Origin of the sequence: Methylobacterium brachiatum (genome assembly GCF_020523825.1) — a bacterium.
Taxonomy (GTDB): Bacteria; Pseudomonadota; Alphaproteobacteria; order Rhizobiales; family Beijerinckiaceae; genus Methylobacterium; species Methylobacterium brachiatum.
In genome coordinates this window covers 57895-75259 of sequence record NZ_JAJALK010000008.1, presented here as the reverse complement: position 1 = coordinate 75259, position 17365 = coordinate 57895, and the positions used below count along the sequence as shown (strand labels likewise).

Here is a 17365-nt window from a genome sequence, read left to right as displayed (position 1 = left end):
GGTTCGGGTCCGGTGACGGCGGGTGGGGGAGCATCGTCGTGCGGCAGCGGGTCGGCAAGTGCATCACGACTTGAGCGGCCGGTCCGATCGGACATGGCTGCAGGCTCCGAATCTGGCCGGGCGGCGCGCTCGCTACGGTGTGTTCTTCACGACCTATCTCTACCAAGGGCTGATCGCCGGATTCTCGCTGACCGCTCTGGCCAATCACTTGGCCGCGCACGGCGTCGCCGCAACCGAAGTCGGGTTTCATTTCGCCCTGGCCGGCCTGCCCTGGACGCTGCAGCCGATCCTGTGGGGTCCGCTTGTCGATCGCTCCGGGGATCGTCGCATGGGCCGGCGCCGGCCCTTCGCGGTGGCGGCGATCCTCGGGTGTCACGCGACGATCGCCCTGATGCTGCTGCTCGGGGTCGATCAGGTCGGCCTGCTCGGTCTCGCCTTCCTGGTCCATAGCCTGTTCGCGTCCCTGCTCGACACCGCCTGCGACCGGCTGATCATGGACCACGTCCCCGCGGCCGAGCTCGGCCGGGTCAGCGCCTGCACGCGGGCCGGGTTCGTCGCCGGGACCAGCCTCAGCGCCGCCGGTCTCGGATGGATGCTGGCGGGCTACGGGCTGAGCGTGAGCCTGTCCGCGCTGCTTGCCGCCGGCATCCTGGCGAGCCTGCCGATGCTTCTCGTGCGCGAAGCACCCGGCGATGCGCTGCTGCATGTCGGCAGGTGCGGGCCGCCGCCGCGGCGCGTGCCGTTCTCGCGTTTCCTGCGCCGTCTCGGCCTCGCCCTGCGGCGGAAGCGGGCTTTGCAGCTGCTCGCCCTCTGCTTCGGCCTCGACGCCGCCCTCGGGCTGTTCGAGCTGCCCTTCTCGATCGACCTGCTCCAGGGCCGGGGCTGGGACCCGGCGACCCTGTCCCGCCTCCAGGCGGGTTTGGCACTGGTGAGCGGCACCGCGGGCGCCTTCGCGATCGGCCTGTGGTCGGATCGTGCCGGGCCGGTGGGGCCCCTGCGGGCCCTGCTGCTCGCGAGCCTCATGACCTTCGTGCTGGCCGGCATCCTGATCGCGGCCGGCCTGCTGGGGTCGGCCGCCCCCCTGATCCTGGCGCTCACCCATGCGCTGCCGGGATTGCTGATCGTCGCGCTGATGCCGGCCCTGCTCCAGGCCAGCCGCGGCAGGGCCGGCGCCGCGACGCAGTTCGAGGTCTATATGGCCGCGATGAACCTCGGCTCGGTCGCCGGCACGGCGCTGTCGGGCTGGCTCGTCCCGGTGCTGCCGCTGGCGGCCCTGAGCGGCGTGGTCGCCGCGATGTTCCTCGGCGCCTTCCTGCTGGTCGGGCGCGGCGATCTGCTCGCACCACGCGGTTGAGAGAAGCGGGGATGCCGCCCAGCCGCAGGCTCCCGTAGGGCCCGCGATGCGCTAGAACGCCCCCATGCCAACCGCAAAGCCCGATACGCCCGAGCTCGATCTCACCGCCGAGGAGGCGCGGAGCGAGCACGCACGGGTCTCGGACGCGATCCTTGAGGCCGACCGCCTCTACTACCAGGAAGACGCGCCCGAGATCTCGGATGCGGAATACGACCGCCTGCGCCGCCGCCTGGAGGAGATCGAGACCCGTTTCCCCGATCTCGCCGGGACGGGTGCCGCGAGCACGTCGGTGGGCGCGAAGCCCTCGGAAAAGTTCGCCAAGGTTCGGCATGCCGTGCCGATGCTGTCGCTGGGCAACGCCTTCGACGCGGAGGAAGTCGCCGAGTTCGTGGCCCGCGTCCGGCGCTTCCTCGGCTGGCCCGACGAGACGCCCCTCGCCTTCACGGCCGAGCCGAAGATCGACGGCCTGTCGCTGTCGCTGCGCTACGTGAACGGCAGGCTGGAGACCGCGGCAACCCGCGGGGACGGCGAGGTCGGCGAGAACGTCACGGCCAATGCCCGCACGGTCCAGGACATTCCGGCGGTTCTCGGAGGCTCCGGCTGGCCGGAGATCTGCGAGGTGCGCGGCGAGGTCTACCTGTCGCATGCGGATTTCGCCGCCATCAACGCCCGCCAGGAAGCCGCCGGCAAACCGCTCTTCGCCAATCCGCGCAACGCCGCCGCCGGGAGCCTGCGCCAGCTCGATCCGAGCATCACCGCCTCCCGCCCGCTGAAATTCTTCGCCTATGCCTGGGGCGAGCTGTCGGGACCGATCGCCGACACGCAACTCGGCGTCCTCCAGCGCTTCGCCACCTGGGGCCTGCCGGTGAACCCCCTCACTCGGACCTTCACCGATATCGAGGCGATGCTCGGCCATTACCGGCAGATCGAGGCGGACCGCGCCGGGCTCGGCTACGACATCGACGGCGTCGTCTACAAGGTCGACGACCTCGCGCTGCAGAAGCGGCTCGGCTTCGTCTCGCGCTCGCCGCGCTGGGCCCTGGCCCACAAATTCGCCGCCCAGGAAGCCACGACGATCGTGGAGGACATCGTCATCAATGTCGGCCGCACCGGTTCGCTCAATCCCCTGGCGAAGCTGCGGCCCGTGACGGTGGGCGGCGTCGTCGTGTCCAACGCGACCCTGCACAATGAAGGCTACGTGAAGGGTGTGGGCGCCGACGGCGAGCCGATCCGCGACGGCCGCGATATCCGCGTCGGCGATACGGTCACGGTGGTCCGCGCCGGCGATGTGATCCCGAAGGTGATGGATGTCGACCTCACCAAGCGCCCGCCGGATTCGGCGCCCTACGTCTTTCCCGAGACCTGTCCGGCCTGCGGCAGCCGCGCCGTGCGCGCGGTCAATCCGCGCACCGGCCGCCCCGACGCGATCCGGCGCTGCACCGGCGGCCTGATCTGCCCGGCGCAGGGTGTCGAGCGGCTCAAGCACTTCGTGTCGCGCAACGGCTTCGACATCGAGGGTTTCGGCGAGACCTATATCGAGGTCCTGTTCGAGGCCGGGCTGGTGCGCCAGCCCGCCGACCTGTTCCGGCTGGATTTCGAGACGCTGAAAGCGGCGGTCGTGGCACGGCGCGAGGCGCTCTCGGCCGAGCGGCGCGCCGAGGCCGGGGCCACCGAGCCGCCGAAGAAGGCCGCCAAGAAGAAGGGCGAGGAGGAAGACAAGGCGATCAAGAACCTGCTGGCCGGGGTCGAGGCCCGCCGCCGGGTTCCTATGAACCGCCTGCTCTTCGCGCTCGGCATCCCGCAGATCGGCGAGGCCACCGCGAAGGCGCTGGCCAAGCGCTTTCCCGACATGCCGACGCTGATCGCCGCCATCAAGGAGGCGGCGGCCGTCCAGCCGGGGCCGGACTGGGTCGAGCTGACTGCCGTGCCGCGGGTCGGCGGCACGACCCGGGACCGGTTGCTCGATCTCGGCTTCCCCGACGACGCGCCCGCCGACGGGCCGCGCGCGCGCCTCAGCGCGCCCCAGCGCGAGAACCTTCTGAAACATTACGGCGACGCCGACGCCGTTCGGGCCGCGCTGGCCCGTGCCGCCGAGCAGAAGCCCGGCGATGCTTACCGGCTGTTCGCCGACGACGGCGAGATCGGGCCGGTCGCGACCGATGCGCTGATCCTGTTCTTCTCCGAGCCGCACAATTCCGACGCCGTCGCGGCCCTGCTGGAGGAGGTGACGGTCGAGCCCATGGAGCGGCCGGCCGCCGCTTCGGCCTTTGCCGGCAAGACCGTGGTCTTTACCGGCACCCTGGAGAAGATGACCCGCAACGAGGCCAAGGCGGTGGCCGAGCGGCTCGGCGCGAAGGTCTCGGGATCGGTCTCGGCTAAGACCGACCTCGTGGTGGCGGGCCCCGGGGCCGGCTCGAAGCTCAAGGACGCGGAGAAGCACGGCGTCCGGGTCGTGTCGGAAGACGACTGGCTGGGGATGCTGGCCGAGGGTTGATGCGCGAGTCGCGCCGGCTTAGACCGGTCGGGAACACCCCGAGAACGTTCCCCGGCATGGTCCACCCGCGATGACGGTCCTGGCCCTCGACTTCGAGACGGCCAACGAACGGCGCGACAGCGCCTGCGCGGTGGGTCTCGCCTGGATCGCGGACGGGCGCATCGTCCGCCGGGAAAGTCACCTGATCCGCCCGCCGGAGATGCGGTTCTCGCCGGGCAACATCCGGGTCCACGGTATCCTGCCGGCCAATGTCGCCGACCAGCCGGATTTCGCCGGCGTGATGGCGCCCTATCTCGGCGACCTGACGTGCGGGCTGATCCTAGCCCACAATGCCAGCTTCGACATCGGCGTGCTGCGCGCCGGCCTCGCCCGCGCCGGGCTGCCGGTGCCGGCCCTGTCCTATCTCTGCACCGTCCAGATCGCCCGCCGGGTGTTTCCGGCGCCGGAGGGGTGCGGCCTTGGCAAGGTTGCCCGGCGCCTCGGCATCCGGTTCGAGCACCACGATGCCGGCGAGGATGCCTATGCCTGCGCGGCGATCGCGCTGGCGGCCATGCGCCAGACCGAGACGCCGGATGTCCACGGCCTCGCTTCGGCGATCGGCGTGCCGGTCACCCGTGTGGCGAGCGGTCCGCCGCTCCCCCGCCGGGCTCCGGGGGCGATCAGCAACCGCGCCATGGCCGCCTTCCCGGCGGCGCCCTCGGCGTTGAGCTTTGCCATGCGGGGATCGACCGGCAACCGGTACGATGTCGTGCTTGAGGAGCGGGCCGGCGGCCCGCAGCTGCGCTGCACCTGCACGGCCGGCCGCTACGGCATGCGGTGCCGCCACGTGAAGGCGTTGGAGGTCGGGGACATCACCGACCTGCTGTCCGATAATGCCGGCGACGTGGAGCTGCTGGCCCGCATGCTCGGCGCGCAGGCGCGGGTCCTGGGCATCGCCTGAGCGGATCGGCGCTTCGCCCGCGTACCATCCTTCGCCGACAGCCGCGCTTTCGGCGCAATGTCCCGTCTGAGTTCGGCGGGAGGGGGATGCCATGCGAACGATCGGGCGGTGATCCATCGGATCATCTACGCGGAGCTGGTATCAAGAACGGTGTTACCCGCGTCGCGCGAGGCTTATCGCACCATCATGGCCCGCCTGGTCGCGGACGGTGCCGAGGTCATCATCTTGGGCTGCACGGAGATCATGCTTCTCGTTCAGGCGGCGGACAGTCCCGTCCCGCTGTTCGATACGACCGCGCTTCACGCCGAGTCGGCGATCGAGAGCGCGCTCGCCGTCTGAACAGAAGCGTCCAGGTAGGTCCGGAACGCAGCAACCGCGCGCGACATCGTTCGCATTACTATGCTGGTGCTTGACCAGCCATAGACGCCGCGAGCTGAGCCGTTCCCGAGGCGATCGGGAACGGCTCTCTGGCCCAAGTCTGACAGGCTTCCGCCAAAATCAGGCGGCGCGCTTCTGCTCCCCATAAAAAGTCCCGCCCCGCTCGGCCATGGCCGCCAAGGTGTCGGGCACCCGGAATCGGGATCCGTGCTTGGCTTCCAGCCCGCGGGCGAGTGCCACGAAGGCATCCGCGCCCATGAAGTCGATGTAGGACAGGGTGCCGCCCGTGAACGGCGCGAAGCCGAAGCCGAGAATCGAGCCGACATCGGCCTCTCGGGGATCGGTGACAACGCCCTCGCCGACGGTCCGCGCAGCCTCGAGCGCCTGGACCACCAGCAGCCGCTGCTTCAGCTCGGTGAAGTCCACCGCCTCCGGGTCGAGGCGGTTGGGCTGCAGCTCCGCCAGGCCCGGCCAGAGGCGCTTGGGCGCGCCTTCCGGGTAATCGTAGAACCCCTTCCGGTTCTTGCGCCCGAGCCGGCCCTGGCCCTCGACCATGGCGGTGAGGATCGTCTTCTGGGCCGGATCGACCGCCCCCGCCCCGACCTGCGCCTCGGTGGCCTTGGCGATCTTGAGCACGAGATCGAGGGCGACCTCGTCGTTGAGCGAGAGCGGGCCCACCGGCATGCCGGCCTGGCGGCCGGCGCTCTCGATCATGGCGGGCGGCACACCCTCGGCCAGCATCTTGTGGCCTTCGAGGATGTAGGCGCCGACGCAGCGGTTGGCGAAGAAGCCGCGGGCGTCGTTCACGACGATCGGGGTCTTCTTGATCAGCCGCACGTAATCGAGGGCGGTGGCGAGCGCCGCGTCGCCGGTGGCCTCACCCTTGATGATCTCGACCAGCATCATCTTCTCGACGGGCGAGAAGAAGTGGATGCCCACGAACCGATCCGGCCGCTGCGAGTTCTTCGCCAGGCCCGTGATCGGCAGCGTCGAGGTGTTGGAGGCGAAGATCGTGTCGGGGCCGATCACCGCCTCGACCTTCTGGATCACCTCGGCCTTGACCGTGGGGTCCTCGAACACCGCCTCGATCACGAGGTCGCAGCCCGCCAAAGCGGCATAATCCGCCGTGGGGGTGATCCGTCCCAGCAGCGCGTCCCGATCGGCGGTCTTGGCGCGCCCCTTGTTGATCTGGCCGGTGATCAGCGTGTGGGCGTAGGCCTTGCCCTTCTCGGCGGCCTCCACCGACTGGTCCACCAGCACGACGTCGAGACCGGCCTGGGCGGTGACGTAGGCGACGCCGGCGCCCATGAAGCCGGCGCCGATCACCCCGACCCGCCGCAAGGTGGTGGGGGGCACGTCCTTCGGCCGGCGGGCGCCCTTATTCAGCTCGCCCATGGAGATGAACAGCGTGCGGATCATCGCCGCCGCCTCCTTCGAGCGCAGGATATGGGCGAAGTACCGGCTCTCGACCCGCAGGGCGAGGTCCATGGGCAGCTGCAGGCCCTCGTAGACCGAGGCCAGGATCGCCTTCGCGGCCGGATAATTGTCGTGGGTCTCGCGGCGGTAGATCGCGTTGGCCGGCGGCCAGATCATCATGCCGGCGGGCGAGTAGACCTTGCCGGAGGGCGCCTTGAACTTCGGCACGTCCCAGGGGGCGACCGCGGAGCCGCCCTCGCGGATCCAGGCCTTGGCGCGCTCGACGATCTCGGCCTGCGGCGCCACCGCGTGGATCAGGCCCATGCCCTTGGCCATCGGCGCGCGGATCTGCTCGCCCTTGAACAGCATCTGGAGCGCGTCGCCGGTCTGCATCAGCCGGGCGACCCGCTGGGTGCCGCCGCCGCCCGGGAACAAGCCGACTTTGATCTCCGGCAGCCCGACCCGCGTCTTCGCATCATCGGAGGCGACCCGGTGGTGGCAGGACAGGGCCAGCTCGAAGGCGCCGCCCAGGCACAGGCCCTGGATCGCCGCAGCGAACGGCTTGCCGCAGGTCTCGAGCCGGCGGAACAGCAGCGAGAGCCGCCGCGACGCCTCGAAGAAATGGCGCATGGCCACCTCCTCGCCCTGCTCGGCCTTCAACTGCTCGTAGGCCCGGCCGAGCCCCTGAAGCATCGTGAGGTCGGCGCCGCCGGAAAAATTGTCCTTGCCGGTGGCGATGACGCAGCCCTTGATCGCGGCGTCCGAGGCGACCTGCTCGATGATCTGCTCGAGCTGGTCCATCACCCCTTCGGTGATGACGTTCATCGACCGGCCGGGCATATCCCAGGTCGCCACCGCAATACCGTCGGCGTCGGTCTCGAAGCGGAAATCCGTCAACGTCATGGTGCCGTCCTCCCAAAGTCTCGCCGTCAAAATGCCGAGGGTTTTACGTTAAGGTTGCATTGAGTGCTGGGGCGCATGATCCGCTGGTCGGGGGGAACCGACGGAATCGCTCCATGACGAAGGACAAAGGCTGTCGCGCGTGTCGCGACGGTGCCGCCCTCGATTTCGACTTCACGATGGCGTTCCAGCCCATCGTCGATGTCGGATCCGGACATGTCTGGGCCTACGAGGCGCTGGTGCGCGGGCCCAACGGCGAGCCGGCCGGCACGATCCTCGACCGGGTCACAGACGCGACGCGCTACCAGTTCGACCAGGCGGCGCGCGTGAAGGCGATCGAGCTGGCCGGGCGCCTCCTGCCGCGCGACAGCGATACGCGCCTGTCGATCAATTTCATGCCGAACGCGGTCTACGAGCCGAATGCCTGCATCCGCGCCTCGCTGGAGGCCGCACGGCGCGTGGACTTCTCCTACCGGCGCATCATGTTCGAGTTCACCGAACAGGAGCGGTTCCAAGACATCGAGCATGTGAAGCGGATCGTGGCCGCCTATCGCCAGCAGGGCTTCCTGACGGCCCTCGACGATTTCGGCGCCGGCTTTGCAGGGCTCAACCTGCTGGCGAATTTCCGGCCCGATCTCATCAAGATCGACATGGAGCTCGTGCGCGGCATCGATACCGATTCGGGACGGCACGCGATCGTCGCGGGCATCATCGCGATCGCCCGCGCCCTCGGGGTCACCGTTCTGGCCGAGGGCATCGAGACCGCGTCGGAGTGCGATGCCCTGCGCGGCCTCGGGATCACGCTCATGCAGGGCTATCACTTCGCCAAGCCTCAGCTCGAGGCGCTGCCCGAGGTGGAGGGGTTCACACCCCGGGCGGCCGCGCGCGCGGCCTGAAGCCAGCCCATCGCGCGCGGGGGACGGCACCGGCTACTTCGTGGCCGGAGCGGGCGGAGCCGCCGGCGGCGGGACCGGCGGCGCACCGGTCTTGGGCGCGTTGTCGGTGGCTGCGGCCACCGCCAGCATGTTGAGCAGCTTCGTGACCGAGTTCTGCGAGATCGCGGTCACCGCCGAGTTGGGGTCGGCGTTCATCGTCTGGAACTTGAGGTAGGTCGGATCGGAATAGATCTCGTCCAGATGCTTCAGCTCGGCGAGCGTGAACTTCTGGGCGTATTCCTTCGACAGGCCTTCGATCATGAGGCCGCGCTGCTTCTCGAACTCGTCGGAGAGCTCCTTGCGGACGGCCTCGGCGCGCGATTCCGGCATCGGCGCCACGGTCTTCTCCAGGGCGACGTTGAAGCCGGTCTGCAGGTTCTTGATCAGGGTCTTGTTCACGAGCGAGGTCGCCTCGGCGACGCGGTCGGACGCCTCGTCGGCACGTGCGGCGAGCGGCAGGCTCAGGGAGACGCCCAAGCAGAGCGTCGCGATCAGGCGGTTCAAGGGCTCGACTCCCAATGTTTTATCGTCCGGACCCGATTTGGGCCGACCGTCGCCCGCGCCTCTAGCAGCGTTCCCGGGCTTTGGGGAGCGGCCGTGTTCCGCCCCCGCGCCGCACCCCCGCTCAGACGCGCTCGATGATTGTGGCGGTGCCCATCCCGGCACCGATGCAGAGCGTGACCAGCGCCCGCTCCTTGCCGGTGCGCTCCAGCTCGTCGAGCACCGTCCCGAGGATCATCGCGCCGGTGGCGCCGAGGGGATGGCCCAAGGCGATCGCGCCGCCGGTGACGTTGACGACCTCCGGATCGAGATCGAAGGCCTGGCAGAAGCGCAGGACCACCGCCGCGAAGGCCTCGTTCACCTCGAACAGGTCGATGTCGGACAGGCTCAGCCCGGACCGGGCCAGGACCTTGCGGGTCACGTCCACCGGGCCGGTCAGCATCAGGGCGGGGTCCGAGCCGATATTGGCAAAGGCCCGGATCCGCGCCCGCGGCCGCAGCCCTGCCGCGTCGCCGGCGGCCTTCGAGCCGACCAGCACCGCGGCGGCGCCGTCGACGATGCCCGACGAGTTGCCGGCATGGTGGACGTGGTTGACCGTCTCGACATCCGGATGCGCATCCGTCGCCACGGCATCGAACCCGCCCATCTGCCCCATCTGGACGAAGGAGGCCTTCAGCGCGGCGAGCGACTGCATGTCGGTGCCCGGCCGCATATGCTCGTCGCGGTCGAGCAGCGTGATGCCGTTCACGTCGCGCACCGGGACCACCGAGCCGCCGAACAGCCCGTCCGCCCAGGACTTGGCCGAGCGCGCCTGCGAGCGGACCGCGTAGGCGTCGCAATCGTCCCGCGAGAAGCCGTACTTTGTGGCGATCAGGTCGGCCGAGACGCCCTGCGGCATGAAATACGACTTGATGGCGATCGCCGGATCGACCGGCCACGCGCCGCCCGAGGCGCCGATGCCGATCCGGCTCATGGATTCGACGCCGCCGCCCACCGCCATCTCGTGCTGGCCGCTCATCACCTGCGCGGCGGCGAAGTTCACCGCATCGAGGCCCGAGGCGCAGAAGCGATTGATCTGGACGCCCGGGACATGGTCACCGTAATCGGCGACCAGGGCGGCGGCGCGGGCGATGTCGCCGCCGGCCTCGCCCACCGGATCGACGCAGCCGAGGATCACGTCGTCGACCAGCGCCGTATCGAGGCCGTTGCGGTCCTTCAGCGCCCGCAGGGCCGTTTCGGCCAGGCGCAAAGCCGTCACCTCATGCAGCGCGCCGTCCGCCTTTCCACGGCCGCGCGGCGTGCGGACGTGATCGTAGATGAAGGCTTCGGGCATCGGCGTTCCCCAGCGTGTTCTTGCCTCTTGGCGACGCGGCCTTAACGGGTCGATTCGCTGAGCGCCAGTCTGCCACGGCAGGGACGCGTCAGACCATCCCGGGCCGCCGCGAAACGGTCAGCCTGCAGCCCCGTGAAACGGAAGCGCGCCCGATCGGGGTTCGATCGGGCGCGCTCGGGAGAACGGTTGACGGGCCGCCTGGGGCCCGTTTGGGATCCTAGTCCTGCAGCATGCGCTTCAGGAGCTCGACCTCGTCGCCGAGAACGGCGTCCTCGCCGATCTGCTTCTCGATCTTGCGCACCGCGTGCAGCACGGTGGTGTGGTCGCGCCCGCCGAACCGGCGGCCGATCTCGGGCAGCGAGCGCAGGGTCAGCACCTTCGACAGGTACATCGCGATCTGGCGCGGCTTGACCACCGCAGCGGTGCGCCGCTCCGACAGGATGTCCGAGCGCGAGACGTTGTAGCGCGAGGCGACCAGCTTCTGGATATCCTCGATCTTGATGCGCTTCGGCTCGCGGTTCTTCACGAGGTCACGGATCGCGCTCTCGGCGGTCTCCATGGTGACGGCCGTGCCGGTGAGCGTGGCATGGGCTAGGAGGCGGTTGACCGCCCCTTCGAGGTCGCGGCCATTGGCGGTGATCGCCCGGGCCACGTAGGTCGCGACCTGCGGCGACACGTCGAAGCCCGGATGGGCCGCCCGCACCGCGGCGAGACGGGCCGACAGGATCGAGACCCGCAGGGCTTCGTCGAGGGCGGTGATCTCGACGACGAGGCCGCCGCCCAGGCGCGAGCGGACGCGCTCGTCCAGCGCCTCCAGCTCGGTCGGCGGCCGGTCCGAGGCGACGACGACCTGGCGGCCGGCATCGATCAGCGCGTTGATGGTGTGGCCGAACTCGGCCTGGATCGACTTGCCCTGGATGAACTGGACATCGTCCAGGATCAGCAGGTCGATGCCGCGCAGCCGCTCCTTGTAGGCGAGCGCCGATTGGGTCTTCAGGGCGTTGACGAAACCGTACATGAACCGGTCGGCGGTCAGGTAGATCACCCGGCGGCCGGCCTCGCGGGCGGCGTGGCCGATCCCGTGCAGCAGGTGGGTCTTGCCCAGGCCGACGCCGGCATGGAGGTAAAGCGGGTTGTAGAGGGCGCCCTCGCCCTGATGCCGGGCGACCCGCTCGGCGGCGGCATGAGCCAGCGCGTTCGAGCGGCCGATGACGAAGCTCGCGAAGGTCAGACGCGCATCGAGCGGCGTGCCGCTGAGGTCACCCCCGGCATCGGCGGAGCGATGTTCCGACGGCGTCGCGACCGCCGCCACGGGGGCCGGCGTCCCGGTCGCGTGGAGCCGGGCGAGCGGACCGCTGGCCGGGCCGGCCTTCGGGGCACCGATCGCCGCCGGACGAGCCGGGGCGGCCGTGCCGCGCACCCCGACCTCGATCCGGGCGATCTCCTCCGCCTCGGCCTTGAAGGTACCCAGAACCCGGTCGAGGTAATGGGATTCGATCCAGCTCTTGAGGAAGCGCGTCGGCACGGTCAGCCGTGCCGTGCCGCCCGCCACGCCCTCGAGTTCCAGACGGGCGAACCAGCTGGCGAACACGTCCTCACCGAGCTCGGCGCGCAGCCGCCGCTTCACCCGCGCCCAGGCGGATCCGAAATCCGTGTTGCCGCCGCTGCGGCCGCCCTCGTCGTCGCTCGCCACCGTTCCGTCGACACGCATCACTGGCTCTCCCGACGCCGCCGGCGGAAACCCGCAGGCAGCGCGTACGCACGATTTACGCCCTCAGCGTCCCGCATGACCGGGCGGGACAGACTCCGTTGGCGGAGTCAACTCCCCACCAAGGAACTTTTGCCGATTGGAAGAGCCTATCAACAATTACCTACAGTTCCTTTAACAGTGGGACTTGTGGGGACGGCCCAGATTCCCAACCGCAAGTGTTTCCTGACCCAACCAAGCCGCTTGCTAGAGTCTTGGCGAATCGGATTGATTCGCTCTCGTCCCGATATCGGCAGTTTTTGCTTGAACCCAGTTAGTTTCTGTTAAGCTACACGCCGCCCCTAGACTCTGCAACGCGCGAAATTCTGGTCTAGGGTTAACGCTTCGCGAGGCCGGCGCGTCCGGGTCGGAAACGGGCCTCTGGAAAGCGCGCACGAAAAAGCCCGGCGCGAAGGCCGGGCTTCCTGTCGTCCAGTGATGCGGTGGCGGCTTAGGCGGCCAGCGCCTTCACCCGGGCGGCCAGGCGCGAGACCTTCCGCGAGGCGTTGTTCTTATGGACGATGCCGTGCTGGGCAGCGCGCATCATCTCGGGCTCCGCGGCGCGCAGGGCGGCCAGCGCGTCCTGCTGGTTGCCGGTGGCGATCGCCTCCTCGACCTTGCGGACGAAGGTGCGCATGCGGGAGCGGCGCGAGCGGTTGATCGCCGTACGCTTGGCGATCTTGCGGGTCATTTTCTTGGCCGAAGCGGTGTTGGCCATGGAGTCCTCGTTCTCTTCGTCGGGCGATGCCGACGGGCCGGCTCAGCCGGAAATCGGTCGTCGCATCAGGTTGTCAGGCGATGGCCGAGACGCAGCGCGCGCGAAAGCGCGGCCCCTCGGCGAAGCGGCTTCTATAGTTAGCGCGATGCGGCGCGTCAACGCGGAACAGCCCGCAGCTATCCGCACGAGCCCAAATTCTTCGATCTTGACATTTTTCCTACGTTCTTGTTTTGTTCAGGCGGCCACGGAATGGGCGGTCTGGCAGGGCTTGGCCACGATGCGTGAAAAGTCTCAAGCGCACAGCGAGTCTATCGTCCTGCGCAACGTTCTCGCCGGTCTCGTACTGGAGACCAAGCTGATCCGCCTGCAGCGGCAGTTCCAAGCCAAAGGTTGGGAGACGCAGCCACGCGCCCCAGCAGGACAGCCAAACGGCGGCGAGTGGGTGCAGGGTCCCGGCGGTGGCCAGTGGGCCTCGCTCCACGAGGATCGACCCGGCGGACCGTCCCCACAGGATCCGCCCGCACTTACGGACAGCACGACGCTCGAGGATGGGACGCGCGTCCTCTCGATCCGAGTGCATGCTGGGCGAAAATCCTTCGATGAACAACACACCGTTACAGCGCCGGACGGCGAGAGCCGGATCTTCGAGACATCCGGCGCTACGCAAACAATCCTAGACGGTCAAACCGGCGATGTGCTGTCGCGGAGTACCTTCACGGCGACGGACTTCGTCTCGGAACCCCTCGTGCAGCCGGCTTTCCTGCCAGCTGTGCCGTTGGCGATCGAAGGCGCTCTTGCGGCGATTCAGTCAGCGCGAACGCTCGAACTCGCCCTATCGCTGCTGACGGTTCTGTCAGCGCGCAAGAACGGCTTCGGAGCAGTGCTGGGGCTAACTGCGCACGAATATGCGCTCGACGCGAGTTCTCAGGCGAACATGGCGATCTGGGTCGGACCAATCGGTCAGCAAGCTCTCGACGGTGCTTGCCCACGCAACGGCGAAGTTCGAGCCATGACCAATGAAGTCGCGAAAACGGTCAGGGCGTCGGGAAACTATCGGAACGCGACGGATTTCGGCAACAAAGTCCATATCGAAATCGCGAGACGGGTGAATTTACAAGCGGATCAGGATTTCAAAGCCTAAATCCTACTTGACCCTTCTGGACATAAGCCGAATGCACGACGCCCTGGAAACGTCAGGCTCGACCTGCTGGAAAATGTCAGAGCCTCGCAGACCGTGTGCATCTACGACTACAAAACCGGCAACGGGGAGATTTCGATGGCCCGCGCTGCGCAGCTCGTTGCAGCCGCGGCAAAATCATATCCTGGCCTTCGACGAATCATCATGATTCAAGTGAGACCGGAATTATGAGCTCGGCTCCGCAGATCAAAAGATTAGCCGGCCATTTGTTCGCCCGGCATAACAATCTGGTGATGGTCGCCGGAAACATCGTATGTTTCTGCCCAGTTACACACTGCACTCGGTATATTTACATCAATAATCGACCAAAGCGAGGTTACTTCACCGTCGAATGGCATGTCGACACCCTGTTCGAGCCTTCGGACTCTGCCTACATCGCCTTGGGCAGAACGTTCGGCCTGCTTGGCCGGTCGCTGCGCTACCGGCCCAAGGGGCAAACCGGTCTCTTCGAGTGGGATGACCCGACCATGCCTGGCGATTTCGTCGATCAGGTTGAGGCCGAGATCATACCTCTGTTCGATAGCCTCGACACTTTGGAGAAGACGATCGCGTTCCTGCGACCACACCCGCAGAACCCCTTCGCAGATTATCCACCCTGGAAGACGCTCATGCATGTCGCCCTCGGCGAGATTTCGGCCGCACAGGTGACGTGGCGGCCCGTGATGCATCAATACGTGACCGGGACGGTCCTCCAGGACGCTCGGAGCCAACGCCAGTACGATCAGTGGTGCTTATTAACCGAACCGCTAATGGCTGACGATCGTGCGGCATTGGCGCGGTTGCTGCACGGCTGGGAGGCTTCCAACGTCATCGGCACGAAGCTTGAGTCTTATTGGCTTTCGACACCATTCCCACTTGAACTCGGCGCGTGAGGTATCGTCTGACGGGTTGAAGATCGCAGCATACAGTGCACGACAGCAAACGATCACTCCGGCCAGCGCAAAGCCGCCGCCGCAGCCAACGTCCCGACCACGGCGGCAATCAGGGTCAGCGCCGCTAACACCGCCAGCGGCACGAGGAACGGCACCGTTCCGCCCGTCGCCGCCTGGGCGGCCGAGACGCCGAAGATCAGGCTCGGAATCATCAGCGGCAGGACCAGGACAGCGAGAATCAGCCCGCCCCGGCGAATCGAGGCGGTGAGCGCCGCCCCGACCGCGCCGATGAAGCTGAGCGCCGGGGTTCCGGCGAGCAGGGTCAGCGCCGTGGCGCCCATGGCGGTGCCGTCGAGGGCGACGAGCAGGCCGAAGAGCGGTGAGGCGAGCGCCAGGGGCAACCCGGTGGTCAGCCAGTGCGCCGTGACCTTGGCCAGAACGACGCCCTCGAGCGGCACCGGGGCGGCACTCATCAGGTCGAGGGAGCCGTCCTCCTCGTCGGCCTGGAACAGGCGGTCGAGGCCGATCAGGGTCGAGAGCACCGCGGCGAGCCAGAGGATTGCCGGGCCGATCCGCGACAGCAGGTTGAGGTCGGGCCCCAGCGCGAACGGCACCAGGGCGACGATCATCAGGAAGAACACCAGTGACAGGGCGCCGGAGCCGCCGACCCGTCCAGCCAGGCGCAGGTCGCGGGCGATGAGGGCGAGGATCGCACGGGTCACGCCCAATCCTCCATGGGCTCGGGCTCCAGGGCGACGGAGGCCTCGATGCGCAGCTCCGCCGCACCGTCGAGGCCGAGCGCCTGGTGGGTCGCCGCGATCACGAGACCGCCGTCGGCCCGATGCGCGGCCATCAGGTCGGCCAGCAAAGCCTGCGAGGCGGTGTCGAGGGCGGCGGTCGGCTCGTCGAGGAGCCAGAGGGGGCGGTGGCAGACCAGCAGCCGCGCCAAAGCCACCCGCCGCCTCTGGCCGGCCGACAGGTAGCCGACCGGGAGGTCGTGGGCGTGTCCGAGGCCGAGTCGCTCCAGCGCGTCCCGGGGCGACAGGCGCGCCGCGCCGAGGAGCTTCTGCGCGAACAGCAGGTTCTCGCCGGCGGTGAGCGCGCTTTTGAGCCCGTCGCGATGGCCGACGACGTGGAGGCATTCCGGCAGGCTCGCCTCGCCGACCTCGGCCACGTCGATACGTCCGGCATCGGGCCGCAGCCGGCCCGACAGGATCGCGAGCAGGCTCGATTTCCCGGCGCCGTTCCGCCCGGTCACCGCCAGGGCATCCCCCGGCGCGAGGGCGAAGGTCAAGCCGGAGAAGATGCGGCGCCCGGAGCGGCGGCAGGCGAGATTGTCCACGCTGAGCCGCACCCGATACCCCGCCCTGTCGCCTACCCGCGGCGCCTCCATGCCTGATTGCCACGCGCAACGGAACCGTGCCGTCACGCTCCATCTTTCCTCACGATACGGAGGCTCCGATGAACGAGGCGAGACACCCGAGCGAGGCCGACATCGCCGCGACGGCGGATGCGGTCGCGGGAAGAGCCCTGGTCGAGGCACGGATGGCGCAATGCACGCCCGAGGAGCAGGCGGCGTTCTGGGAGGCGGTCGGCCGCTGCTTCGGCGGCGGCGAGCCGCCCGACATGCAGGCCGCCGACTGATCAGGCCCCCTTCCGCGTCAGGGCCCGCAGCGCGCCGCGGAAGGTGCGGACATCCTGCTCGGTCAGGCTCATGCGGTGGAGCATGTCGCGCATGTTGCGGGCGATGATATCGCGCTTCTCCGGCGGGTAGAACCCGGCCTCGTCGAGGGCCGTCTCCAGGCTGCCGAACAGCGCCACCAGCGCCTCGCGGGTAGCCGGCGGCGACAGCAGTTCGCCCGAGAACGGCAGCACCGCTCGCCCGCTGGCTTGCCGCCAGGCATAGCCCACCAGCAGCACCGCCTGAGCCAGATTCAACGACGGGAAATCCGGCGAGACCGGGAAGGTGATGATCGCGTCGGCGAGCGAGACTTCGTCGTTGGTCAGCCCGACCCGCTCGCGGCCGAACATCACCGCGGTGCGCTGCCCCTCCCGGGCGACCAGCTCGCCCATGGCGGCCTCGGGGGCGAAGACCCGCTTCATCTGACCGCGCTCGCGCGCGGTGGTCGCCAGAACGTACTGGAGGTCGCCGATCGCCTCGGCGACGCTGCCATGGATCGTCGCCCGATCGAGCACATGGGTGGCGCCCGAGGCCGCCTCGCGCACGCCCTTCTTGGGCCAGCCGTTCTTGGGGTTGACGAGACGCAGCTCCGAGAGACCGAAATTCGCCATGGCCCGGGCGGTCATGCCGATATTCTCGGCCAGTTGCGGCTCGACCAGGATCACCACCGGGGCGAGTCCGGGCGGCAGTTCGGTGATCTTCGTCGGCGTCTCGCCGGATGCGTCTGGGGTCGTCATGCCGGCCCTCTGGCACAGGGGGCGACCGCCCGTCGAGGGTCGGGTGACGAAGCCGCCCGGATGACAGCCCGCGGCTTCCGCTGCCGAAAGGGCCGCGCTATGTCGCCCGAGCGATACGTACCCGATGGATATTCGGGCAGGCGGCCGCACGGCACTTGCAA

16 protein-coding genes are annotated in these 17365 nt (G+C 68.6%); 8 read left to right on the top strand and 8 right to left on the bottom strand.

Annotation, left to right across the window (positions count from 1 at the left end; all coding sequences use genetic code 11):
* Positions 1-70: 70 nt before the first annotated feature.
* From LGR69_RS18315 to LGR69_RS18300, 4 genes are all read left to right on the top strand, one after another.
* On the top strand, positions 71-1354 hold the full coding sequence (locus LGR69_RS18315; protein ID WP_230366896.1) for an MFS transporter: 1284 nt from the start codon (positions 71-73) through the stop codon (positions 1352-1354).
* A gap of 64 nt (positions 1355-1418) precedes the next feature.
* Positions 1419-3848: an NAD-dependent DNA ligase LigA gene (gene ligA, locus LGR69_RS18310; protein ID WP_230366895.1), complete on the top strand. Its 2430-nt coding sequence runs from the start codon at positions 1419-1421 to the stop codon at positions 3846-3848.
* A gap of 70 nt (positions 3849-3918) precedes the next feature.
* A complete protein-coding gene (locus tag LGR69_RS18305; protein ID WP_230366894.1) occupies positions 3919-4788 on the top strand; it encodes a 3'-5' exonuclease in 870 nt (289 codons plus the stop codon).
* Between the two features lie 108 nt (positions 4789-4896).
* A complete protein-coding gene (locus LGR69_RS18300) occupies positions 4897-5127 on the top strand; it encodes an aspartate/glutamate racemase family protein (protein ID WP_307354626.1) in 231 nt (76 codons plus the stop codon).
* A gap of 159 nt (positions 5128-5286) precedes the next feature.
* Here LGR69_RS18300 and LGR69_RS18295 read toward each other — a convergent pair whose 3' ends face one another.
* Entirely contained in the window at positions 5287-7485 is a 2199-nt protein-coding gene (locus LGR69_RS18295) for a 3-hydroxyacyl-CoA dehydrogenase NAD-binding domain-containing protein (RefSeq protein WP_230366893.1), read from the bottom strand.
* Positions 7486-7598: 113 nt separating this feature from the next.
* Here LGR69_RS18295 and LGR69_RS18290 point away from each other — a divergent pair, with 113 nt between their 5' ends.
* The gene (locus LGR69_RS18290; RefSeq protein WP_230366892.1) at positions 7599-8378 is read left to right on the top strand and encodes an EAL domain-containing protein; all 780 of its coding nucleotides are present in this window, start codon (positions 7599-7601) and stop codon (positions 8376-8378) included.
* 33 nt (positions 8379-8411) lie between these two features.
* On the opposite strand, the gene LGR69_RS18285 is transcribed toward LGR69_RS18290, so the two are convergent.
* The 4 genes from LGR69_RS18285 to rpsT all read right to left on the bottom strand — a co-directional run bounded on the left by LGR69_RS18285 (position 8412) and on the right by rpsT (position 12716).
* Positions 8412-8921, bottom strand: a complete 510-nt coding sequence (locus LGR69_RS18285) for a DUF2059 domain-containing protein (RefSeq protein WP_230366891.1) — start codon at positions 8919-8921, stop codon at positions 8412-8414.
* A 121-nt stretch (positions 8922-9042) separates the two neighbouring features.
* Complete coding sequence (locus LGR69_RS18280; RefSeq protein WP_007561696.1) at positions 9043-10251, bottom strand: acetyl-CoA C-acetyltransferase; 1209 nt, start codon at positions 10249-10251, stop codon at positions 9043-9045.
* Between the two features lie 217 nt (positions 10252-10468).
* The gene (dnaA, locus tag LGR69_RS18275) at positions 10469-11962 is read right to left on the bottom strand and encodes a chromosomal replication initiator protein DnaA (protein WP_091860095.1); all 1494 of its coding nucleotides are present in this window, start codon (positions 11960-11962) and stop codon (positions 10469-10471) included.
* A gap of 487 nt (positions 11963-12449) precedes the next feature.
* Positions 12450-12716 (bottom strand): 30S ribosomal protein S20, encoded by a 267-nt coding sequence (gene rpsT, locus LGR69_RS18270; RefSeq protein WP_007561677.1) that lies wholly within the window; start codon positions 12714-12716, stop codon positions 12450-12452.
* Between rpsT and LGR69_RS18265 the strand changes: the two genes are divergently transcribed.
* Positions 12715-13857, top strand: coding sequence for a hypothetical protein (locus tag LGR69_RS18265; protein ID WP_230366890.1), 1143 nt, complete (start codon positions 12715-12717; stop codon positions 13855-13857). The genes rpsT and LGR69_RS18265 overlap by 2 nt on opposite strands.
* Positions 13858-14081: 224 nt before the next feature.
* Positions 14082-14786 (top strand): hypothetical protein, encoded by a 705-nt coding sequence (locus tag LGR69_RS18260; RefSeq protein ID WP_230366889.1) that lies wholly within the window; start codon positions 14082-14084, stop codon positions 14784-14786.
* 53 nt (positions 14787-14839) lie between these two features.
* On the opposite strand, the gene ccmB is transcribed toward LGR69_RS18260, so the two are convergent.
* Both ccmB and ccmA read right to left on the bottom strand, forming a co-directional pair.
* Positions 14840-15508, bottom strand: a complete 669-nt coding sequence (gene ccmB, locus LGR69_RS18255; protein WP_091860102.1) for a heme exporter protein CcmB — start codon at positions 15506-15508, stop codon at positions 14840-14842.
* Positions 15505-16140 (bottom strand): heme ABC exporter ATP-binding protein CcmA, encoded by a 636-nt coding sequence (gene ccmA, locus LGR69_RS18250; protein WP_122162630.1) that lies wholly within the window; start codon positions 16138-16140, stop codon positions 15505-15507. The genes ccmB and ccmA overlap by 4 nt, the downstream gene beginning before the upstream one ends.
* Positions 16141-16247: 107 nt before the next feature.
* On the opposite strand from ccmA, the gene LGR69_RS18245 reads away from it, so the two are divergent.
* Positions 16248-16430 carry a hypothetical protein gene (locus LGR69_RS18245; RefSeq protein WP_230366888.1) on the top strand — a complete coding sequence of 61 codons (183 nt, stop codon included), beginning with the start codon at positions 16248-16250 and terminating at the stop codon, positions 16428-16430.
* Here the strand turns inward: LGR69_RS18245 and LGR69_RS18240 are convergent, their stop codons facing one another.
* Positions 16431-17204: an RNA methyltransferase gene (locus LGR69_RS18240; RefSeq protein WP_230366887.1), complete on the bottom strand. Its 774-nt coding sequence runs from the start codon at positions 17202-17204 to the stop codon at positions 16431-16433. It lies immediately after the preceding gene.
* Between the last annotated feature and the right edge of the window lie 161 nt (positions 17205-17365).

Excerpts from the sequence above, each read along its gene's own strand:
- LGR69_RS18295 (WP_230366893.1), bottom strand. The coding sequence starts at position 7,485 with ATGACGTTGACGGATTTCCGCTTCGAGACCGACGCCGACGGTATTGCG.
- LGR69_RS18290 (WP_230366892.1), top strand. The coding sequence starts at position 7,599 with ATGACGAAGGACAAAGGCTGTCGCGCGTGTCGCGACGGTGCCGCCCTC.
- LGR69_RS18260 (WP_230366889.1), top strand. The coding sequence starts at position 14,082 with ATGAGCTCGGCTCCGCAGATCAAAAGATTAGCCGGCCATTTGTTCGCC.
- LGR69_RS18305 (WP_230366894.1), top strand. The coding sequence starts at position 3,919 with ATGACGGTCCTGGCCCTCGACTTCGAGACGGCCAACGAACGGCGCGAC.
- dnaA (WP_091860095.1), bottom strand. The coding sequence starts at position 11,962 with ATGCGTGTCGACGGAACGGTGGCGAGCGACGACGAGGGCGGCCGCAGC.
- ligA (WP_230366895.1), top strand. The coding sequence starts at position 1,419 with ATGCCAACCGCAAAGCCCGATACGCCCGAGCTCGATCTCACCGCCGAG.
- LGR69_RS18265 (WP_230366890.1), top strand. The coding sequence starts at position 12,715 with ATGGAGTCCTCGTTCTCTTCGTCGGGCGATGCCGACGGGCCGGCTCAG.
- rpsT (WP_007561677.1), bottom strand. The coding sequence starts at position 12,716 with ATGGCCAACACCGCTTCGGCCAAGAAAATGACCCGCAAGATCGCCAAG.
- LGR69_RS18280 (WP_007561696.1), bottom strand. The coding sequence starts at position 10,251 with ATGCCCGAAGCCTTCATCTACGATCACGTCCGCACGCCGCGCGGCCGT.
- LGR69_RS18245 (WP_230366888.1), top strand. The coding sequence starts at position 16,248 with ATGAACGAGGCGAGACACCCGAGCGAGGCCGACATCGCCGCGACGGCG.
- LGR69_RS18240 (WP_230366887.1), bottom strand. The coding sequence starts at position 17,204 with ATGACGACCCCAGACGCATCCGGCGAGACGCCGACGAAGATCACCGAA.